Source organism: Hymenobacter caeli (assembly GCF_013294115.1).
GTDB classification, from domain to species: Bacteria; Bacteroidota; Bacteroidia; order Cytophagales; family Hymenobacteraceae; genus Hymenobacter; species Hymenobacter caeli.
In genome coordinates this window covers 32576-51730 of sequence record NZ_JABSNP010000011.1, presented here as the reverse complement: position 1 = coordinate 51730, position 19155 = coordinate 32576, and the positions used below count along the sequence as shown (strand labels likewise).

The window sequence follows — 19155 nt, the reverse complement described above, 5'->3', positions numbered from 1 at the left end:
TTCCGGCCCGGCAGCTGTGCCAGCAGCGTACCCGCCCTATTTCCTTGCCCCATGCACAAAACCCGCCTCGAAGCCTTCAGCGACGGTGTACTTGCCATCATCCTCACCATCATGGTGTTAGAATTAAAAGTGCCGCACGGGGCCGACTTTGCGGCGCTGTGGCCGCTGCTGCCCGTGTTTCTGAGCTACGTGCTGAGCTTTGTGTACGTGGGCATTTATTGGAACAACCACCACCACCTGCTTAGCGGTACCCGGCAGGTGAGCGGCGGCGTGCTGTGGGCCAACCTGCACCTGCTGTTCTGGCTCTCGCTCACGCCGTTTGCCACCGGCTGGATGGGCGAAAACCACTTTGCACCGGCCACCCTGGCCCTGTACGGCGGCATTCTGATGGGTTCGGCGGTGGCGTATGCCGTTCTGCAACACTGCATTATTGCCGTGAATGGGGGCCCCGACGGGCCGCTGGCCCGCGCCTTGGGGCGCGACTGGAAGGGCAAGCTCTCGCCGGTGCTTTACCTGGCGGGCATCGCCAGCAGCTTCTGGCTGCCCTGGCTGGCGGGGGCCTGCTACGTTTTCGTGGCCCTGATGTGGCTGGTGCCCGACCGCCGCATCGAACGCACGCTGCTGGCCACGCCCCAGGAATAAGTATGGCTGCTATTCAGAAGCTTACGCCGGGCCAGCGCTACCGCGTGGTGCGGGCATTCGTTGATTACGACGGCCAGGCGTACCCCGTGGGCGAAACCTGGGTGTTTGAGCACACCAATTTTGTGCCCTACGAAGACGGACTGACGCTGCACGTCAGCGCCGGCGGCTTGCCGGTGGTGTACCGGCTGCAATGGCGGCCCGGGGAACAAGCGGCGCTCATCGAAAACTTCACCCATTTCGTAGTCGCCTGTTGATAACATTATATTCATTAACTTCTTAATTTTTTGCTAGTTAATGATTTTGTCTTTAATACTACTGGCCCGAAAATTCGCCGAATAATAGTGCGTAGTAATCCCCAAAAGTTGAATGGTTTGGACGGGCTGGCTTCGCTCGATTACGAGTCCGATGATTGAGTTGCTACTCGCTGTCGCTACCTACAGCCGCGGGTCCACGGCCTCGCTTTCCAGGGCCAGCACGCCGAACACGCACTGGTGCACGCGGCGCAGGGGCTGCCCGGCCACGAAGCGCTCCAGCCCTTCCACGCCCAGCGAAAACTCGCGCAGGGCCAGGTTGCGCTTGGCTTTCACGTTGCGCTGGCGCTTCAGGCCGCTTATATCTTTGCCTTCATGCACTTGAAACAGTACCTGCTGGAAGCCGACCCGACCCTGAAGGTATACGAATTTACCAGCTCAGGACCAAGAGGGAACATCCCAAAATTGGTCATCTTCGCGGAAACCAACCAAGCTGGACTATACAACCTGGCTTTAGGCGATAAAGACCCGTTGACGGGAGAACTAGATGACTCCAGCATTTCCAACAACGGCGACAGCGACCAAGTACTAGCCACGGTGGCCGGCTGCGTTTATGCTTTCTTCGACCGTTACCCCGATGCTGTTATTTTCGCGGCCGGCAACACTCCAGCGCGAACCCGCCTCTACCGTATGGGCCTGACCAAGTACCAAGCAGAAGCCAAAGACGATTTTGAACTTTACGGCCGTAATGAAGGTATTTGGAAAGAATTCACGAGGGGCGTGACGTACGATGCTTTTTTAGTTAGACGCAAAAAATAACTTACGGCCATGACCATTAAAGAATTGAACGCGAGCAAGGTGCCCATTGTGCGCATCAAGAAATCGTTGGCGAAGTACCAGGAGCAAAATCCATTCAAGGAAAAATTAGTAAAAGCAAATGAAATGCTTCGCGAAGGACAAATCCCGAAGCACCTACTTCCGGGCTAACTTCCCATAGTGTAAATCAGTAACAGCAACAGAAAAAGCCGCTCAATGAGCGGCTTTTTCTGTTGCTGTCGCTACCTACAGCCGCGGGTCCACGGCCTCGCTTTCCAGGGCCAGCACGCCGAACACGCACTGGTGCACGCGGCGCAGGGGCTGCCCGGCCACGAAGCGCTCCAGCCCTTCCACGCCCAGCGAAAACTCGCGCAGGGCCAGGTTGCGCTTGGCTTTCACGTTGCGCTGGCGCAGGCGCTCCAGGTTGCCCGGCAGCAGGTAGTCGGGGCCGTAGATGATGCGCAGGTACTCGGGGCCCCGGCACTTGAGGGCGGGTTGCAGCAGGCTCTGGCCGCGCAGGGCCACGAAGTCGTAGGGCTTCACCACCATGCCCTCGCCGCCGGCCGCCGTCAGGTCCGTCCACCACTGGATGGCGGCTTCCACGGCGGCGGGGTCGTGCAGGGGCACCACGCGGTAGGGCGTGGCGCGCAGCAGGCCCGGGTCGGCCAGGGCGAGGGCACGCAGGGTTTCCATGTGCCAGGCGTGGTCGCGGTCGAAGTACGTTTTGCCTTCGGTGGCCAGCAGGTGGAAGGGGGCCAGCTTGAGGTCGTCGAGCGAGTGCACCGGCCAGCAGTAGCGGCGGTAGGCGTCGGCGTAGTGGGTGGCGGCCTGGCGGCGGGCGGTGGTGCGGGCCAGCAGGGCTTCGGCGCCATCGAGGCCGCGGGCGGCGGCATCGGCCAGCACGGCTTCGGCCTGGGGCAGGGCGGCGGTGGCGGCGGCGGCCACGGCGGCGTACTGGGTTTTCACCAGCTCCTGGGCCTTGGCCGACCACGGCAGCAGCTCGGCGTCGAGGCACACCCAGTCGGTGTCGAACTTCTCCCAGAAGCCGGCGGTGCTCAGGGCGTCGCGCAGGCGGGCCAGGAAGGCCGTTTCCAGGGCCCCGTCGGTGAAAAAGTTGCGGCCGGTGCGGGTGTAGCACTTGCCGATGCCCTCGCCCGCCAGCCCCAGGCGGCGCTGGATGGCGGCTTCATCCTTGCCCAGCACCACCACCACGCGGCTGCCCATGTGCTTTTCTTCGCACACCACGCGCTCCACGCCCTGCCGCCGGTAGTAGGCGAATGCTTCGGCGGGGTGTTCGAGCAAGTCGGGCAGGGCCGAGGTTTCGGTGGGCGACATGGTGGGCGGCAGGTACAGCAGCCACTTGGGATGCACGGCGAAGCGCGACATCACCTCCAAAGCGGCCACCGCGTTTTCCTCCCGGATGGTGACGCCGCGCAGCAGCCGGGTTTCGATGAACTGCTTGCCCGTCACGTCGCGGATGTCGAGCGTTTCATCAGCTTCTAGCTGATAGCTATTAGCTGTTAGCTTTCCGTTCTGGCTTGCTCCGTCGGGCGAAGAAGCTAACAGCTGAGTGCTAGCAGCTAACTGCTTATAATTCAGCGGGCGCACGGGCTCGGAGTACACCTGCGCGGCGGGCACGGCCACCAGCTCGCGCTCGGGGTAGCGCAGGGCCGTGAGGCGCCCCCCGAACACGCAGCCCGTGTCGAGGTCGATGGTGTTGTTGAGCCACTCAGCGTCGGGCACGGGCGTGTGGCCGAAGGCCACCAGGGCCCGGCCGCGGTACTCGCGGGCCCACTCGTAGCGCACGGGCAGGCCGAACTCGTCAATCTCGCCGGTGCTTTCGCCAAAGAGCGCGAAGGCCCGCACGGCCCCCGAGCCGCGCCCCTGCATGGCCTCGGGCATCCCGGCGTGGGCGACCACCAGCCGGCCGCCGTCGAGCACGTAGTGGCTCACCAGCCCGTCGAGGAAGCGCCGCACTTCGCCCTTGAACGCTTCGGGCTCGGCCTCCAGCTGGGCCAGGGTTTCGGCCAGGCCGTGGTTCACGGTGACTTTCTTGCCGTTGAGGTGGCGCAGGAGCTTGATGTCGTGGTTGCCGGGCACGCACAGGGCGGTGCCGGCGCGCACCATGCTCATCACCAGGCGCAGCACCTGCGGCGAGGCGGGGCCCCGGTCCACGAGGTCGCCCAGGAAAATAGCGCGGCGGCGCGGCCCCAGAACCTCACCCCCCGGCCCCCTCTCCCGCGGAGAGGGGGAGCCTAACGATTCTGTTTCGCTTGCGTCTGGCTCCCCTCTCCGCGGGAGAGGGGCCGGGGGTGAGGTGAGCGGGGCCACCACCCGCACGCCCAAATCCCGGATATCCAAAATCGGCTCCTCCAGAATCTGGTAGCCCAGATTCTCCAGCAGCGCGCGCAGCTCGTGGTAGCAGCCGTGCACGTCGCCGATGAGGTCGAAGGGCCCCGTTTCCTCCCGGCGGTTGTTGTAGAGCCGCTCGCGGACGATGCTTTGCACCGCGTCAATTTCCGCCTCGCCGCGCAGGTGGTGGATGTGCCGGAACCCTTCCTCCTTGAGGGTGCGCAGGCTGCGGCGCAGCGCCTGGCGGTGGCGGGCCACCACGTGGGGCCCCACGCCGCGCCGCTCGGGGCGCTGGGCATTGCGGGCCAGGGCCACGCCGTCGGGCACGTCGAGCACCACGGCCACGGGCAGCACGTGGTACTGCCGGGCCAGGGCCACCAGGGGCTTGCGGCCCTCGGGCTGCACGTTGGTGGCGTCCACCACGGTCAGCAGGCCGCGCTTCAGGCGCTTGGCCACCAAGTAGTGCAGCAGCTCAAAGGCGTCGGCGCTGGCCGATTGGTCGTTTTCGTCGTCGGCCACCAAGCCCCGGCAGGTGTCCGACGACACAATTTCGGTGGGCTTAAATAAGCGCCGGGCAAACGTGGACTTGCCCGCCCCCGTGCTGCCAATAAGCAGCACCAGAGCAAGTTCGGGGACCTTCAGGGTATCTTGGGGCATTGTTTCTGGCAAATGATAACCCCACCCAATGGCGAAGCTTTATTTAGACATTGACGGCGTTTTGCTTACGTCAAAACACACGCGAGCCGCGCCCGGCGTCGATGCGTTTGTTGCTTTTGTGACGCAACAATTCGAATGCTACTGGTTGACCACGCATTGCAAAGGTGACAGCCGTTCCGCACTCAAATATCTTGCGCAATTCCTACTTCCCGCGACGCTTGAGCAACTCAAAGATGCCGTGCATTCCACAAATTGGGATACGCTCAAGACCGAAGCCATCGCATTAGAATCCGACTTTTATTGGGTTGATGACAACCCGTTTCAGGCAGAAATAACCCACCTAGAAGCTAATCGGGTAGTCGACAGACTTATTATCGTCGACCTGAATCATCCCAACGAACTTGCAACAGTCCAGGCAAAATTGAAACTACAAGCTGCGCATAGGCCGACACTTATAAATTTCAACGACCACCTCACCGCGCAATACGGCAAGCCCGGCGACCTGGCCCGTGAGGAATTTGAAGAAGGTTTTAAAGACTTTATGCGGGTCGCTTTGCCTCAGATTCCGCTAACTGAAAGTCCGCACGATACTCCAAGCTAGCCTCTACCGCGCGCAGCGCCGCCCGGGCCTGCTCGGCCGAAACCTGGATGCCTTCGATGCGGAACGAGGCACGCATGGCTTCCGCCAGTTGCTGGCGCTTGGCGGCTTTGGCAGCAGCAGTAAGGGCAGGTTTCATAGGTAAATGGCTTGAGTGGGCAAGGTAAAAACAACGGGCCAACCGCACCCGGTTCCGCTAGCCCCTACCGCTGGGGCCCCGGCGAGTAGCCGACGACACTATTTCGGTAGGCTGGAACAAGCGCCGGGCAAACGTGGACTTGCCCGCCCCCGTGCTGCCAATGAGCAGCACCAGGGCAAGTTCGGGGACCTTCAGGGTATCTTGGGGCATTAGTATTATCTTAAGAAACCTTTGCATGCGTATAGAGCGCATACTTACTTAACTTGAACAAAAAATGTCTGGATTGATGGATTGGAAGAAGTACGAGAAGGAAATTCATACTCAATTTCAGGATATGTATCCCGAAGCGGAAATCACACACAATGCTTCTTTACCCGGGCGCTATTCTAAAGCAGACCGTCAAATTGACATCTTAGTACAAGATTATGCTGCTGGGGAAAAGATTACAATTATTGTTGACGGCAAATACTATTCGGAAAATATTGATGTGAAAGATGTTGAATCATTTCTAGCGATGATGCAGGACGTAGGAGCTGATAAAGGATTATTAATTACACAAAAAGGATACTCCCAAGCCGCAATAAATAGAGCTTACAATGACCCTAGCAGACTTGAACTTGATATTCTTAATTTTGATGAATTAAAAGATTTTCAAGGGTTCGGAGCAATCCCTTACAGTGGTAAGTATGGCGTTTTAATACCAAGTCCTTTTGGATGGGTTATAGATGCGTCCCACGTAGAAGGTATAAATGCAGCAGTTTTCCAACGCGGGTTAAGCCTAGAAGAAGCACGAAAGAAAAAAGAATGGATGTATATAAAAATCATAAGTAAAACCGAACAGTTAAGTTCACTAGAAAAACTCATAAAATTTCAAGAGGAGTATACAATCTCGTTATCATCAAATGCTAAAACTACATATCAAAGCACTATTAGGAGAAGTGACGCAAAAACCAAATTAAGAAAAATAATTATAGACTCTTATCATACTCCTGAGTATACTGGTTTTGTAGAATTCAATGAATTCTTCTTCTTGTGCGTATTATTTACGCCTGATGAATTAAAAGACAAGAATATAAAAAAACTTGAATACATACTTGCAAAAGCTTTACCTATAGCCATCGATATAGAAGCTAAATTAAGAAGTGAATTAGCAGAGCTTAGCGAAATAATTTCAATAACAAAAGACAATACAGAAATAGCGTCAATCCTTATTACACAGGGAAAAATTTTACAATCAGCAAATAAATTCGAAGAGGCTGATCAAAAATTCATAGAGAGCATTAGCCTTTGCCAAACAAGCTATGAGGCAATAAAAGGTCGTATTGAATTAGCTGTAGCAACTAATAAAGACACTGATTATTTGAATCCTATTATCGACATCTTTTTCGATTTAGGCCCAACTAACCCGACTGTTTGTCAAGATTTAATAGATATTCTGTATGATGAGAAAGAAAAATTAATCGAAATACTGTCACGAAAGCTCAAAGATTTTACTACGAACCTAGAAGCCCAAGGTAATATAAAATATCACCTTGCTCTTTTTTACAGTTCCATTAAAGACTTTACGAAGGCCAAGATATATTTTAAAGAGGCTAGACAAGACTTTTTAAAATCTCTTAACAAAGAGCATGAAGTATTCACAGCTATACAATACAACTTAGATAGATTAAACTGAGGGGGTTATAACCCAAACACCGCTAGCTGCGACGGGGCCCCCACGCCCTCTACCTCCTCCCCCATGCCTATTAGCCGCACTTGGTAGCCGTGGCGCTCGGCTACGGCGGTGGCCCAGGCGGCAAACTCGGCGCGGGACCACTCGAAGCGGTGGTCGTCGTGGCGAAATTCGCCGGCGTTGAGCTTTTCGAAAAGCTGGTTGTAGTCGGCGTTGGGCGTCGTGACGAAGACGTGCGCCGGGCGGGCCTGGCCGAACACCACGGTTTCCAGGGCCCCCAGGCGGTTGGCGTCGAGGTGCTCGATGACTTCGACCAGCGCCGCCGCGTCGAAGCCGGCGAGGCGTTCGTCGCGGTAGAGCAGCGAGCCCTGGATGAGGTCGAGGCGGGCGCGCTGGCGCGGGGGCATTTCGGCCAGGTGCAGGCGGGCCGCGGCGCGGCTCAGGGCCTGGTGCGACACGTCCAGGCCGAGGAGGTACTCGATTTTGGGCTGGCGCAGGAGCAGGCGCAGCAGCTTGCCTTCGCCGCAGCCCAGGTCGAGCACGCGCTTGGGGCCCAGGTCGTAGATTTCCTGAGCCACTTGCTGGAGGCGCTGGTCGTGGAGGCTCAGCTTGGGTTCGGCCAGGGGCCCCGCGGCGGCTTCGGGCGCGGCCGGGGCGGGCGTTTCGAGGGCGCCGGGGGCCTCGGGTTCGGGCAGCTCTTCCTCCGTGCCTTCCAGTAGCCGCGCCAGCGTGGGGTTTACGTAAGCGGCCAGGTAGCGCAGGTAGCGGCGCGTGATGAAGCCGCGCTCGGGGTGCTGGGGCAGCCAGCCGGCGCCGCGGTGCAGCAGCTTTTCGGCCTCATTCTCATCGATGTAGTAGTGCTTGTCGTTGTCGAGCACCGGCAGCAGCACGTAGAGGTGGGTGAGCACGTCTTGCAGGCGCAGGCCGCTGTGGCGCAGGTGCAGGGTGTAGTAGCGGCTGGGGCCCCAGGCGGGCACGGTGGGGTCGAGCGGCGTAGTTTCGATGGCTACTTCGTAGCCCAGCGGCTCGAAGAGGCGGCGCGGCCAGTCGGGGCCCGGGGCCGAGACAACGGCCACTTTCACGGCCAGCGGCAGGGCCTGGGCGGGCAGGTCGGGGCGGTCCTTGCAGGTGCCGTTCATGGCCGTGCCGAAAGCCTTGCTCAGGGCCCCGCTCAGGAACGACGAGGCCACGTAGGGCCGGTCGTTCACGTACTGCTCCAGGGCGAAACCCTCGTTGCCGGGGCCCCGGCCGCGCACGAGGCCCACGGGGTCGAGGTCGAGCAGCAGGGCGGCGGTGCAGCGCTCGGCGGTGGCTTCGGGGTAGAATACGTGGGCCTGGCCCCCGGCCACCTCCACGGTTTGCAGGCGGCCCGGGTTTTTGTGGAGCAAATAGCCCAAATCGGTGGCGGGCTGGTACGTGGTCGAAATGGTGAGTAGCATGGCCAAAGCGCGGGGCGAAGGGCCAAAAGTAGCCCGGCCCGCCCGGCAAATACGACGCAAATGGCCACTAATTAAAAGCCGTGCGCTACCTTATCCCAGCCAGTCAATAAAATATTATAATTATTATAAACACAAACCGCACGACACCAACACCTTGCGGGCACCCGGCAATTTATCAGCCGCGCATTTTAGTACCACCTTTCCTCGCTTACTCTCCCACCCAACCGGCTCCCACTGCAATGAAAAACTTATTACCAATGGTCGTTTTGTTCGCCCTCTTCGCGCTGTTCGGCCCGGCTGCTCACGCACAGGAAAAGCTCGGCGTTTTCGACGGCCACCAGGACATTGGCACCGGCGTGAAGCCCGGCGCGGCCACCTACCTGCCCGCCACCCAGCAATATGTTATTTCCGGGGCGGGCTACAACATCTGGCTCGACCACGACGAATTTCATTTCGCCTACAAAAAAATGAAGGGCGACTTCATCCTCTACGCCCGGGCCGAATTTGTGGGCTTGAACGGCGTGGACCCGCACCGCAAAGTGGGCTGGATGGTGCGCAAAACCCTGGACGGCAACTCCCCGCACGTCAACGCCGTGGAGCACGGCGACGGCCTCACGTCGTTGCAGTTCCGCAAAACCGCCGGGGCCCCCACCGAAGAAATCCGCTCGAAAATCACGCACGCCAACATCATCCAGCTCGAACGGACGGGCAAAGTTTACACGATGCGGGTCGCCGAGTTCGGCCAGCCGTTCGTGACGGCAAGCGTGGCCGACGTGGACCTGGGCGACGACGTGTACGTGGGCCTGTTCGTGGGCTCGCACAACGCCGACGTGACGGAAACGGGCGTGTTCCGCGACGTGCGCATCAGCGTGCCGGCCCACGACGGGCTGGTGCAGTACAAGGAATACCTCGGCAGCCACCTCGAGCTGCTCGAAGCCACCACGGGCCGCCGCGAAATAATTTACTCGTCGCCCAAGTCGCTCCAGGCCCCGAACTGGCGGCGCGACGGCCAGCGCCTGGTGTACAACAGCGAAGGCCTGATGTACAATTTTGACCTGGCCACGCGCCAGCCGACGCCCCTGCCCACCGGCGACGTCAAAAACAACAACAACGACCACGTGCTCTCCTTCGACGGCAAGCAGCTGGGCCTGAGCAGCGGCGTTGAGAAGCTGGGCGGCTCCATCGCCTACACCGTGGCTTCGACGGGCGGCACGCCCCGGCAAATCACGCCCCGGGGCCCCTCCTACCTGCACGGCTGGTCGCCGGACGGCAAGTTCCTGCTCCTCACCGGGCAGCGCAACGACGAGTTCGACATTTACCGCGTGCCCGCCGGCGGCGGCAAGGAAGTGCGCCTCACCACCGCCAAAGGCCTCGACGACGGCTCCGAATACACGCCCGACGGCCAGTTTATTTATTTCAATTCCAACCGCACGGGCACCATGCAAATCTGGCGCATGAAGGCCGACGGCAGCGCCCAGGAAGCCGTGACCACCGGCGCGTACCAGGACTGGTTTCCGCACGTGTCGCCCGACGGCAAATGGGTGGCGTTCATCTCGTTCCTGAAAGACGAAGTGCCCGCCACCGACCACCCGTTTTACAAGCACGTGTACCTGCGCGTGATGCCGGTGGGCGGCGGTGAGCCCAAAGTAATTGCCTACGTTTACGGCGGCCAGGGCACGATGAACACGCCCTCGTGGTCGCCCGACAGCAAGAAGATTGCTTTCATCAGCAACAGCGCGGACGCCGGCCAGTAATTACGCGCCAAATCTTATTAATCAGCAACCCAATTAATTCATGTACTCGCCTATCCTTCGCTACTTCCTGACTTTCATATTGATGGTGGCGGGGGCGCGGGGCGCAGCGGCCCAGGGCCCCACCGCCCTCAGCCACGTGGCGGTGTACGTGACCAGCCTGGCGCAGAGCGACGCGTTCTACAAGAACGTCCTGCTGCTCCAGGAAATCCCGGAACCGTTCAAGGACGGCCGGCACACCTGGTTTCGCATCGGGCCCCACAGCCAGCTGCACATCATCCAGGGCGGGAAGCCGGAGGAGCACGACATCAATACGCACCTGGCGTTCAGCGTGCCCGACCTGAAGCAGTTCATGGCGCACCTCGACCAATTAAACGTGCGCTACGGCAACTGGAAAGGCGACGAGAAACAAACCACTCCCCGGCCCGACGGCGTGAAACAGATTTACTTCCAGGACCCCGATAAATTCTGGGTGGAAGTCAACGACGATAAGTTTTGAGGCATTGAAGCTGTTTAGTCGCTGCGGTATTTAATTAAACGGCCAATCAAATAAATAGCCGGCAGTGAAAAAGCTGAGCGCCTGTTAGCGTTGCGGCCTTTGCACTACCGGCTATTTAATTACTTAGCTGTTCGCAGGGCCCTACTCCTGGTGTTTATTTTTTGGATCCAGCACGCCGTTGTCGGCCAGCCAATCGGCCATCCGCTGCGGCCACGTGCCGATGGAAGCCAGCTTGGAGCGTTGGCCCATGTTGAACCCGTGGCTGCCCTGCGTGTAGAGGTGCACTTCCACCGGCACGTGCGCGGCGCGGTAGCCCTTGAGCAGCCGCACGATGGGCTCCGAGCAGCACACGTCGTTGTTGGCGGCCAGCAAAAACGCCGGCGGGGCCGTGGCCCCCACGCTGTCGGGAATGCCCAACGGGCCGGGGTAGATGAGCATCTGGAAATCAGGCTTGCCGTTGAGCCGGTCGACGGGGTCGGCCGCTTTGGCATCGCCGCGGCCGTCGGCGTACGCCACCATGGCCACGACTTCGCCGCCGGCCGAAAAGCCGAGCATGCCGAGGCGGGCCGGGTCGATGCCCCACTCCTTGGCCCGGCTCCTCACCAGGCGCACGGCGCGGTAGGCGTCCTGCCGCGGGTGCTTGTCCAAGGAATAGGGCGAGTTTTCTTCGCGGCTCAGCCGGTATTTCAACACGAAAGCTGCCACGCCGATGCTGTTTAGATACACGGCTGGCTCCACGCCCTCGGCGTTGTACACCAGCTCGCGGTGGCCGCCGCCGGGGCAAATAATTACCGCGGCCCCGGTGGCTTTCTCCTTGGGCGGCAGAAAAACGGTAATCGACGGGTTATGGATGTTTTTAATCCAGTAATCCTTGGCCTGCTCGGGCTCGTTCCGCCGGTTTTCGAAGCCGGGGGCCCCCTTGGGCCAGAGCGGCACCACCAGCGGCTGCGCCCGCGTCGCGAACGAAGCCAGCAATAAAAGCAGAAATAAAGCTACTGGCCTGGGCATGGAGAGCGGTGGATTATCCGTACAAAAAGTGACTGCGGCAAACGCGCTAATTATTTGGCGGTGGACTAGAACGGGGTGGTCCGGCGAATTGCCCGAAGGGCTTTGTCGGGCCACTCTTGTTACCGGCCGGGGACCTGTTCAACCGTCAGAGTGGCCCGACGACAGAAAAAGTCGCCGGACCACCCCATTTTAGCCCACCGCCAATTAATTACCAAGCGCGCCTAGCTCAAATTCTGCACGACTTTTTCCAGCAGGGCCTTCGTTTTTTTGATGCCCTCCTCTTCGCTCAGCTTTTCGCCTTCGTACTCGATGCCCACGTAGCCTTTGAAGCCGGAATCTTTGATGATTTTGAACATCTTCAGGTAATCGGTTTCGACGCAGTTACCGGCCGCATCAAAGTCGAAGGTTTTGGCGCTTACGCCTTTGGCCACCGGCATCCATTCCTGCACGGCTTTGTACTTGTCGTACTCCTCGATGCACTTGCCCTGGTACAGGTCGCCGGTGTCGCGCCGGATGCAGAAGTTGCCAAAGTCGGGCAGAATGCCCACGTTGCGCCGGCCCACTTTTTGGATGGTGCCCAGCAGCCACTCGCCGTTGGAGGTGTAGCTGCCGTGGTTCTCCACAATCACATTAATGCCCGCCTTTTGCGCGTACTCGGCGAGCCGGCCCAGGCCGTCGGCGGCGGCCTTTTGCACGTCCTCCGCCGAGCCTTTGCCAAACGCATTTACCCGCACCGTGATGCAGCCCAGGTACTTGGCCGCATCCACCCATTTGTAGTGGTTTTCGACGGCTTTGATTCGCTCCTGCTCGTTGGGCGACCCCAGCTCGCCTTCGCCGTCCACCATTATCAGGTGGTTTTTCACGCCGTTGTCGTGGCAGCGCAGCAGCAGCTCGCTCAGGTACTTCTGGTCTTCGGCCTTGTCCTTGAAAAACTGGTTCACGTACTCCACCACGCCGATGCCGTACTGTTTTTTGGCGATGACCGGAAAATCGAGGTTGCTGATTTTATTGCCGAACAGCGACTTGTGAAAGGACCATTCGGCCAGCGAAATTTCAAAAAATGCCTTGTTGGGCGCGGCCCCGGCCAGCAGCGGCGCAACGGCGGCCGCGGCCGTAAAGGCGGCCGCGCTTTTCAGAAAATGACGACGGGAGGTGGACATGGCCGGGTGGGTGGTGAGGGTTGGAAGAATAATTGAGTACCCGTGCAAAAGTAAACGGGTTGTCAGTTGCTCGTTGTCAGTTGTTAGTCAGCAATTGGTAAATCAGCTAACAACCGGCAACTGATGCCTGACCACTTAAAGGCCGGAATAAGCCGTGGGCCGCAGAAACACGATGTCGATGTGCGACACGTTGTTTTGATACTCCGGCCGGCCCGAGAGCTGCTTCCACTCGGGGTCGCTACCGAACGTTTTCCAGTGCGCTTCGCGGGCGGCCATATTGTTGAAAGACGTCATGTACATCAGGTTGGGCATTTTCGACCCAAAGGCGACTTCGCCGTAAAAAACGCCGTTGAAGCCGAGCCGGGCGAAGAGCTTGATTTCGCCGCCGGCGTTGAACATCCGCACTTTGTTGCGGAATATTTTTTCGCTCGCGCCCTCGTAGCTCCGCAGCTCGTACACCCGCTCGCTTTGGGGGCCCTCCAGCTTGGGGGGCACCAGGCCGGTCATCTCATCGAAGGTTTTGATGAGAATTGTTTCCATGCGAGTGTACGCCGGGTTGTTGTAGGCCGCGTTGGCGTACCCGCCGGGGGCCGTTGCGGCCCGGCTGCTCGTTTCTTGCGCAACCTTTTCCCATTGCTTCAGCGCGGCGAAGGGCACGAGCACGTACACCCGCTTGTCGGCGGTGGTGTCGTTGCCCACCGGCTTGAAAACGCCGACGTCGGCAATGCCGGCCTGGTGCAGCGCCGGCAGGTACTGCCGCTGCAAAAAACTGTCGAGCAGGGCTTCCTGCCGGCTGGTTTTGAAGTGGTAAACCGTCAGCTCGCAGTACGCGGGTTTGGCGGCCCGGGCCCGGGCCGCCGCGCTGTTGGTGCCGGGGCCCAAAAACAGCCCGGTTAAGAATAGAAATAAGACGAGGTTTTTCATGGCGGGGGCGGGAATAAAAAGCGGCCGGCCGAAAGTAGCACCGCGGACGCCGTTGCCGCGGGCCGCCCCGGAATTTGCGGGAAGCGGCGGGCCCAGCCCCGGCGCACTTTCTTGTTTGGCCCGCAGCGGGCCCGCCGCTTTCGCCAGCTTTTGCCCCGCAGCCCCACCGGGGCCCCGCTCTCGTAAATATTCGGTTAAAAATACACAACTCGTCAATTTCCCGGTGCTGGCCAATTGTTTATCAACAGCTAAACTACCGCAGTTTTCGAGTCGGTGCACCCAGCGCTGTAGAACGGAGTGGCACTCCGTTTGGCGTTCTCGCACGGAAACGAAGTGCCACTTCGTTCTACAATCCTTCCGTACCGGCCATGCACGGACCTGAAAACTGCCGTAAGAGACTATTCAGGCCCAACTCCTATTCGGCGGCCTGGAATTTATCCTGGAAGAAGGCCAGCGTAAGGGCCCAGGCTTCGCGGGCCGCGTCGGCGTTGTAGCTGGGGCGCTCGTCGCAGTGGAAGCCGTGGTCGGCGTAGGAGATGACGGTGTTCACGTAGGGCTTCTGGGCCGCGTCCACGGCGTCGGTTACTTCGACGATATTTTCTTTGGAAATGTGCTGGTCGAGCCCGCCCCAGAAGAACAAATGCGGGGCGTGGAGGTCGGCGGCGCGGTCTTTAATCTGCTCGGTACCGCCGCCGTAGTACGACACGCCGGCCGCCAGCGGCAGCACGGCGTTGGCCAGGAACGACACGCGCCCGCCCAGGCAGAAGCCGATGCTGCCGATTTTATCGGCCGCCACGCCGGGCTGGCCCGTGAGCCAGGCGTGGGCCGCCTGCAGGTCGGCCGTCAGGCCCTCGTTGGTGATGGCGAAGTAGTGGGGCATGGCGCTGGGGAAGTCGCTGTAGGCAATTTCCAGGCCCGGCGCGGCCGTGCGGTGGAACAGCTCGGGGGCCACCACGGCGTAGCCGGCCTGCGCCAGCCGGTCGGCCACGCTGCGGATGTGGGAATTCACGCCGAAGGCTTCCTGCAACAAAATGATGCCGGGCACCGGGCCCGCGCTGTCCTGCGGTTGGGCGGTATAGGCCTGCATCGTGGTGCCGTCGCCGACCGACAGGGCCAGGGAATTGGGAGAACTCATGGGGTTTGTTTGGAGTGAAAAATAAGACGCCTTCACCCAACGGAACCGGCGGCGAATGGTTCGGGAAAGTCGGCCCGGCGGCCCTCCGCCCCGCTGGGGCCCGCCGCCCCGGGCCAGCGCAGGAAGTCGCGGTACCACAGGCCCGAACTTTTCACGGTGCGCTCCTGGGTTTGGTAATCGACGTGAACCAGCCCGAAGCGGGGCCCGTAGCCCTCGGCCCACTCGAAGTTGTCGGTGAGCGTCCAGGCGAAGTAGCCGGCCACGTCGAGGCCGTCGCGGCGGGCCCGCAGCACCTGGCCCAGGGCAGCTTGCAGGTAGGCGCGGCGTTCGGCATCGGCCACGGCACCGCCCGCTTTCACGTCGGGGAAGGCGGCCCCGCTCTCGGTCACGACCAGCTGGGGGGCGTTGGGGTAAGCGGCGTACTGCTTCAGCATTTCGTAAATGCTCTCCGGGTACACCTCCCAGCCCATGTCGGTGTGGGGCACGCCGCGCCGCTTGGCGGGCACCAGCGTGGCCCATTGCAGCGGCAGCCAGGGCGAGAACTTCACCACCTCGCGGGTGTAGTTCTGGATGCCCCAAAAGTCAAAGTCGAACTGCATGCGCTGCTCGTCGCCGGGCCGGTGGTAGCGCTCCAGCAGCCAGCGCAGGGCCGGTAGCTCGGCCACCGGGTAGCCCAGGCCCAGGGCGGGCTCCACGAAAAAGCGGTTCAGCAGGGCGTCGGCGCGGCGGGTGGCGGCCTCGTCGCGGGCGTGGCCCGGGCGGTGGGGCGTGAGGTAGGAGCACGAAAACGTGGTGCCGATGCGGGCTGTGGCCGGCAGCAGGGCCCGCAGCGCCCGCCCGCCTTCGGCCTGGGCCAACGTGGCGTGGTGGGCCGCCGCCAGAAACGCCCCCAGGTGCCGCCGCCCCGGCGCGTGCACGCCCAGCAGGTGGCCGGCCCCCACGAACACCATCGGCTCGTTGAGCACCATCCAGTGCTGCACCCGGTCGCCGAGGCGGTGGGCCAGCACTTGGGCGTAGTCCGCGAGCCAGCCCACCACCGAGCGGTTGGCCCAGCCGCCCTTGGCTTGCAGGGCGCTGGGCAGGTCCCAGTGGTACACCGTGACCCAGGGCCGCAGCTCGCGCTCCAGGCAGGCATCCACCAGCCGGTCGTAGAAGTCGAGGCCGCGCCGGTTCACCGCGCCCACGCCGGCGGGCAGCACCCGGGGCCAGGCCGCCGAAAACCGGAAATCCGTCAGGCCCATCGCCTGGGCCAAGTCGAGGTCGGTGGCGTGGCGGTGGTAGAAGTCGGTGGCCACCCGCCCGTGCTCGCCGCGCCGGACGGCCCCCTTGCGGCGCGTAAAGTCGTCCCAGATGCTGGGGCCCTTGCCTTGCAGCTGCCAGGCCCCTTCCACCTGGTAGGCGGCCGCGGCGGCCCCCCAGTGGAAATCGGGCCCAAAATCGGCGCGGGTAAAGTTCGGCGGGGCCGACGGCGGGAAAAAAGCCGCCGGTAAAGAAGAAGTAGCGTCGGTCATGCGCGGGGCGCGGAGAGTTCAGGATCGGGAAAAGAAACGGTGGCCCGCCGGGGCCCGGGCCCGGGCAATTGCTCGGCCAGCAGCTGGTCGAGCACGGCCCCCGTGCGGTCGGGGTAGTGTACGGGCACGGCCCGGCCCTGGTGCAGCCACTCGTCCACCACGGCTAAGTACTTGTCTTTGAGATTTTTGATGACCGGCACGCCCAGCAGGGCCAGGGCGGCGGCGTTGCACTGCTGCTCGTACTGCTGCTTCATGGGCACCACCAGCAGCTTTTTGCCCAGGTACAGGGCCTCGGCGGGCGTCTCGAAGCCGGCCCCGCACAGCACGCCGCTGGCCCGGGCCAGGCTGCCCAGGAAGTCGGCCCCCCCGCTCACCGGCCACACCCGCACGTTGCCGTAGGTGGCGGGCGCGGTGCTGTGCTTGCTGAACACCTCCCAGCGGGTGGCCCGGCTCAGGTAGCGCAGCCGCTCCACCAGCACCTCTTCCTCGAAGGCCGGCAGGTACACCGTGTAGTGGCCCTCGTCGGTGGGCACCAGGGCCCGCACCTGCTGGCGGATGACGGGCGTGGAAATGCCCGGCGCATACTCCTGAAAATGAAACCCGTACTGGGCCGTGCTCGGCGCGTAGTGGCGCAGCACGGCCCGGCCGGCGGGGTCCGCATCAGCGGGCCGGGGCGCGGCCGGGTGCAGCACGGCGCTCTGGTGGCTGAGGGCCACGCAGGGCACTTCGCGCAGCCGGCACGCCCAGCTCGACACCGGCTCGAAGTCGCTAATCACCAAGTCGTAGTCTCGAATCGGCAGGCGCTGAATCTCCTTCACAAACTTGGCCGATTTGAACTGCCAGAACGTCTTCACGAAGTTGATGCCGCCCTTCTTGCCGAACAAAAAGCCCATGCCCTGGGCCCGGTGGCGCACCTCAAACGGCAGCGATAAATCGGCCGGCGGGCCGCTGACCAACAAATCCAGCCGGTCGCAGCGGGCTTGCAGCAGCGGCACCACGTCGAGGGCGCGGGCCAGGTGGCCATTGCCGGTGCCCTGGATGGCGTAAAGGATGCGCATCTGTGGTTGTTAGGTATTGATGTTGGCTGTTGGTCGTCATGCTGAGCGTAGCCGAAGCATCTCTACTGCTCAACTAACTCAATAGATTGGGTTACTCAGCGGGAGAGATGCTTCGGCTACGCTCAGCATGACGACCAACAGCCAACAATTAAATTCATTTAATTTTAAACTCGGCCAGCAGGCCTTCCAGCAGCTGGGCGGGGTGGGCGTCGGAGGCGGTGTCGGTGGCGTCGTCGGGCTCGGCCAGGGCCTGCATCCGGGGGTCGTCGGCGTAGCGGTAGAGCTGCCAGCCGGCGGCGGCGGTGTACTCCAGGGCGGTGAGGTTTTCGACCCAATCGCCGGAGTTGAGGTAGGTGATGGGGCCCTTGGGGGTGGCAATTTCCTTGATTTCGGGCTGGTGGATGTGGCCGCAGGCCACGAAGCGGTAGCCCTCGTCGGCGGCAATGGCGGCGGCCGTCTCCTCGAAGTTGTTCACGGCGGCCACGGCGGACTTCACCCGCTCCTTCACCAGCTTGGAGAGCGCCACCCGGGGCCGCCCCAGCTTGTCGAGCAGGAAATTGAAGAAGCGGTTGATGAGAATCAGCAAGTCGTAGCCCTGCCCGCCGAGCTTGGCCAGCCAGCGCGAGTGCCGCATGGTCACGTCGAACACGTCGCCGTGGAAGAGCCAAGTGCGGCCGTGGGGCAGGTCGAGCACCAGCTTGTTGCCCAAGTGGAACTGCCCGATTTTCAGGCCCGCGAATTTGCGCAGCAGCTCGTCGTGGTTGCCGGTGAGGTAGTGGATTTTGGTGCCCTTGGCGGCCAGGCCGGCCAGGTAGCGCACCACGCGCATGTGGGCCGGGGGCCAGTAGTTTTTGCTGAACTGCCAGATGTCCACGATGTCGCCGTTGAGCACCAGCACCTGCGGGCGGATGCTTTTGAGGTAGCGCAGCAGCTCGCGGGCGTGGCAGCCGTAGGTTCCCAGGTGGACGTCCGACACCACCGCCACCTGCACCCGGCGGCGCTTGCTCCCACCGGCTTTGGCGGGCTTTTTACGCTTGGCCGGCCGGGTGGGCACGCCGGCGGGGCCTGTATTCTCAAATGTGAAATCCAAGGGCTCGCTCATGCGGCGGCGGGGTTGGTGAAGCGCGGGCGGGCCCGGCGGGCTTCGGGCCGGCGCGGGCGCACGGCCGGTCCCGGGTGGCGGCCCGCGGCGTTGGCCCCGCCCCCGCCCAGGGCCGAGCGCAGGGTGCCCAGCAGGTGCAGGGCGAAAGCGACGCCCAGCGCCACCTGGAACAGCCCGTACAGCAACCAGCGCCCCAGGCGCCGCGCCCACGAAAACAAGGCCGGAAAGTACATGGCTCGAAGGAAGAAGTGAACAGAAGGTCCTGTTCTCAAAATTCGGCCGCGTCCGTGTCCTAATGATTACCGAAGGGTTACGATTTAGTAAAAAATCGGGTTTTCTACTGCCTACGCCGCCGGTTAAAGCGAGTCATTTGCGCCAAAATTTGTTTATTTACAGCTTCACAACCACCTATTTCAGGTTTTTTAGCAGAAGTTACTACCC

At 61.4% G+C, this 19155-nt stretch carries 20 protein-coding genes; 8 read left to right on the top strand and 12 right to left on the bottom strand.

Annotation, left to right across the window (positions count from 1 at the left end; genetic code table 11):
- Positions 1–51 precede the first annotated feature (51 nt).
- On the top strand, positions 52–642 hold the full coding sequence (locus HNP98_RS12615) for a TMEM175 family protein (RefSeq protein WP_173810433.1): 591 nt from the start codon (positions 52–54) through the stop codon (positions 640–642).
- A 2-nt stretch (positions 643–644) separates the two neighbouring features.
- Positions 645–896 (top strand): DUF3601 domain-containing protein, encoded by a 252-nt coding sequence (locus tag HNP98_RS12610; protein ID WP_173810432.1) that lies wholly within the window; start codon positions 645–647, stop codon positions 894–896.
- 180 nt (positions 897–1076) lie between these two features.
- Here the strand turns inward: HNP98_RS12610 and HNP98_RS21940 are convergent, their stop codons facing one another.
- Positions 1077–1274, bottom strand: a complete 198-nt coding sequence (locus HNP98_RS21940; protein ID WP_217425752.1) for a hypothetical protein — start codon at positions 1272–1274, stop codon at positions 1077–1079.
- Between HNP98_RS21940 and HNP98_RS12600 the strand changes: the two genes are divergently transcribed.
- Entirely contained in the window at positions 1275–1712 is a 438-nt protein-coding gene (locus tag HNP98_RS12600; RefSeq protein ID WP_217425751.1) for a DUF6934 family protein, read from the top strand. It begins immediately after the preceding gene.
- Between the two features lie 9 nt (positions 1713–1721).
- Positions 1722–1880 carry a hypothetical protein gene (locus HNP98_RS12595; RefSeq protein WP_173810430.1) on the top strand — a complete coding sequence of 53 codons (159 nt, stop codon included), beginning with the start codon at positions 1722–1724 and terminating at the stop codon, positions 1878–1880.
- A gap of 75 nt (positions 1881–1955) precedes the next feature.
- Here HNP98_RS12595 and HNP98_RS12590 read toward each other — a convergent pair whose 3' ends face one another.
- Entirely contained in the window at positions 1956–4718 is a 2763-nt protein-coding gene (locus tag HNP98_RS12590) for a polynucleotide kinase-phosphatase (RefSeq protein ID WP_173810429.1), read from the bottom strand.
- A gap of 28 nt (positions 4719–4746) precedes the next feature.
- On the opposite strand from HNP98_RS12590, the gene HNP98_RS12585 reads away from it, so the two are divergent.
- Positions 4747–5319 carry a hypothetical protein gene (locus HNP98_RS12585; protein WP_173810428.1) on the top strand — a complete coding sequence of 191 codons (573 nt, stop codon included), beginning with the start codon at positions 4747–4749 and terminating at the stop codon, positions 5317–5319.
- Between the two features lie 193 nt (positions 5320–5512).
- Here HNP98_RS12585 and HNP98_RS12580 read toward each other — a convergent pair whose 3' ends face one another.
- Positions 5513–5665 (bottom strand): AAA family ATPase, encoded by a 153-nt coding sequence (locus HNP98_RS12580; RefSeq protein ID WP_173810427.1) that lies wholly within the window; start codon positions 5663–5665, stop codon positions 5513–5515.
- Between the two features lie 64 nt (positions 5666–5729).
- Here HNP98_RS12580 and HNP98_RS12575 point away from each other — a divergent pair, with 64 nt between their 5' ends.
- Positions 5730–7130, top strand: a complete 1401-nt coding sequence (locus HNP98_RS12575) for a restriction endonuclease (RefSeq protein WP_217425750.1) — start codon at positions 5730–5732, stop codon at positions 7128–7130.
- A 5-nt stretch (positions 7131–7135) separates the two neighbouring features.
- Here the strand turns inward: HNP98_RS12575 and HNP98_RS12570 are convergent, their stop codons facing one another.
- Positions 7136–8566, bottom strand: coding sequence for a 3' terminal RNA ribose 2'-O-methyltransferase Hen1 (locus HNP98_RS12570; protein WP_173810426.1), 1431 nt, complete (start codon positions 8564–8566; stop codon positions 7136–7138).
- Between the two features lie 257 nt (positions 8567–8823).
- On the opposite strand from HNP98_RS12570, the gene HNP98_RS12565 reads away from it, so the two are divergent.
- Together HNP98_RS12565 and HNP98_RS12560 are read left to right on the top strand one after the other, a co-directional pair.
- A complete protein-coding gene (locus tag HNP98_RS12565) occupies positions 8824–10320 on the top strand; it encodes a TolB family protein (protein ID WP_246275121.1) in 1497 nt (498 codons plus the stop codon).
- 40 nt (positions 10321–10360) lie between these two features.
- Positions 10361–10816: a VOC family protein gene (locus tag HNP98_RS12560; RefSeq protein ID WP_217425749.1), complete on the top strand. Its 456-nt coding sequence runs from the start codon at positions 10361–10363 to the stop codon at positions 10814–10816.
- A gap of 141 nt (positions 10817–10957) precedes the next feature.
- Here the strand turns inward: HNP98_RS12560 and HNP98_RS12555 are convergent, their stop codons facing one another.
- The 8 genes from HNP98_RS12555 to HNP98_RS12520 form a co-directional block, all read right to left on the bottom strand.
- Positions 10958–11791, bottom strand: a complete 834-nt coding sequence (locus HNP98_RS12555) for an alpha/beta hydrolase (RefSeq protein WP_217425748.1) — start codon at positions 11789–11791, stop codon at positions 10958–10960.
- Positions 11792–12045: 254 nt separating this feature from the next.
- The gene (locus HNP98_RS12550; RefSeq protein WP_173810526.1) at positions 12046–12984 is read right to left on the bottom strand and encodes a sugar phosphate isomerase/epimerase family protein; all 939 of its coding nucleotides are present in this window, start codon (positions 12982–12984) and stop codon (positions 12046–12048) included.
- Between the two features lie 135 nt (positions 12985–13119).
- Positions 13120–13908, bottom strand: coding sequence for an NIPSNAP family protein (locus HNP98_RS12545; protein ID WP_173810423.1), 789 nt, complete (start codon positions 13906–13908; stop codon positions 13120–13122).
- Positions 13909–14323: 415 nt separating this feature from the next.
- Positions 14324–15043, bottom strand: coding sequence for a dienelactone hydrolase family protein (locus HNP98_RS12540; protein WP_173810422.1), 720 nt, complete (start codon positions 15041–15043; stop codon positions 14324–14326).
- 32 nt (positions 15044–15075) lie between these two features.
- Entirely contained in the window at positions 15076–16554 is a 1479-nt protein-coding gene (locus HNP98_RS12535; RefSeq protein ID WP_173810421.1) for a GH1 family beta-glucosidase, read from the bottom strand.
- Complete coding sequence (locus HNP98_RS12530; RefSeq protein ID WP_173810420.1) at positions 16551–17612, bottom strand: glycosyltransferase family protein; 1062 nt, start codon at positions 17610–17612, stop codon at positions 16551–16553. The genes HNP98_RS12535 and HNP98_RS12530 overlap by 4 nt, the downstream gene beginning before the upstream one ends.
- Positions 17613–17766: 154 nt before the next feature.
- A complete protein-coding gene (locus tag HNP98_RS12525) occupies positions 17767–18714 on the bottom strand; it encodes a UDP-2,3-diacylglucosamine diphosphatase (protein WP_173810419.1) in 948 nt (315 codons plus the stop codon).
- Positions 18711–18947, bottom strand: coding sequence for a hypothetical protein (locus HNP98_RS12520; RefSeq protein ID WP_173810418.1), 237 nt, complete (start codon positions 18945–18947; stop codon positions 18711–18713). Before HNP98_RS12520 ends, HNP98_RS12525 begins: the two co-directional genes overlap by 4 nt.
- Positions 18948–19155 lie beyond the last annotated feature (208 nt).

Coding starts and splice junctions, on each gene's coding strand:
- HNP98_RS12615 (WP_173810433.1), top strand. CDS start 52: ATGCACAAAACCCGCCTCGAAGCCTTCAGCGACGGTGTACTTGCCATC.
- HNP98_RS12550 (WP_173810526.1), bottom strand. CDS start 12,984: ATGTCCACCTCCCGTCGTCATTTTCTGAAAAGCGCGGCCGCCTTTACG.
- HNP98_RS12530 (WP_173810420.1), bottom strand. CDS start 17,612: ATGCGCATCCTTTACGCCATCCAGGGCACCGGCAATGGCCACCTGGCC.
- HNP98_RS12560 (WP_217425749.1), top strand. CDS start 10,361: ATGTACTCGCCTATCCTTCGCTACTTCCTGACTTTCATATTGATGGTG.
- HNP98_RS12575 (WP_217425750.1), top strand. CDS start 5,730: ATGTCTGGATTGATGGATTGGAAGAAGTACGAGAAGGAAATTCATACT.
- HNP98_RS12590 (WP_173810429.1), bottom strand. CDS start 4,718: ATGCCCCAAGATACCCTGAAGGTCCCCGAACTTGCTCTGGTGCTGCTT.
- HNP98_RS12545 (WP_173810423.1), bottom strand. CDS start 13,908: ATGAAAAACCTCGTCTTATTTCTATTCTTAACCGGGCTGTTTTTGGGC.
- HNP98_RS12580 (WP_173810427.1), bottom strand. CDS start 5,665: ATGCCCCAAGATACCCTGAAGGTCCCCGAACTTGCCCTGGTGCTGCTC.
- HNP98_RS12570 (WP_173810426.1), bottom strand. CDS start 8,566: ATGCTACTCACCATTTCGACCACGTACCAGCCCGCCACCGATTTGGGC.
- HNP98_RS12525 (WP_173810419.1), bottom strand. CDS start 18,714: ATGAGCGAGCCCTTGGATTTCACATTTGAGAATACAGGCCCCGCCGGC.
- HNP98_RS12540 (WP_173810422.1), bottom strand. CDS start 15,043: ATGAGTTCTCCCAATTCCCTGGCCCTGTCGGTCGGCGACGGCACCACG.
- HNP98_RS12585 (WP_173810428.1), top strand. CDS start 4,747: ATGGCGAAGCTTTATTTAGACATTGACGGCGTTTTGCTTACGTCAAAA.
- HNP98_RS12595 (WP_173810430.1), top strand. CDS start 1,722: ATGACCATTAAAGAATTGAACGCGAGCAAGGTGCCCATTGTGCGCATC.
- HNP98_RS12565 (WP_246275121.1), top strand. CDS start 8,824: ATGGTCGTTTTGTTCGCCCTCTTCGCGCTGTTCGGCCCGGCTGCTCAC.
- HNP98_RS12610 (WP_173810432.1), top strand. CDS start 645: ATGGCTGCTATTCAGAAGCTTACGCCGGGCCAGCGCTACCGCGTGGTG.
- HNP98_RS12535 (WP_173810421.1), bottom strand. CDS start 16,554: ATGACCGACGCTACTTCTTCTTTACCGGCGGCTTTTTTCCCGCCGTCG.
- HNP98_RS12520 (WP_173810418.1), bottom strand. CDS start 18,947: ATGTACTTTCCGGCCTTGTTTTCGTGGGCGCGGCGCCTGGGGCGCTGG.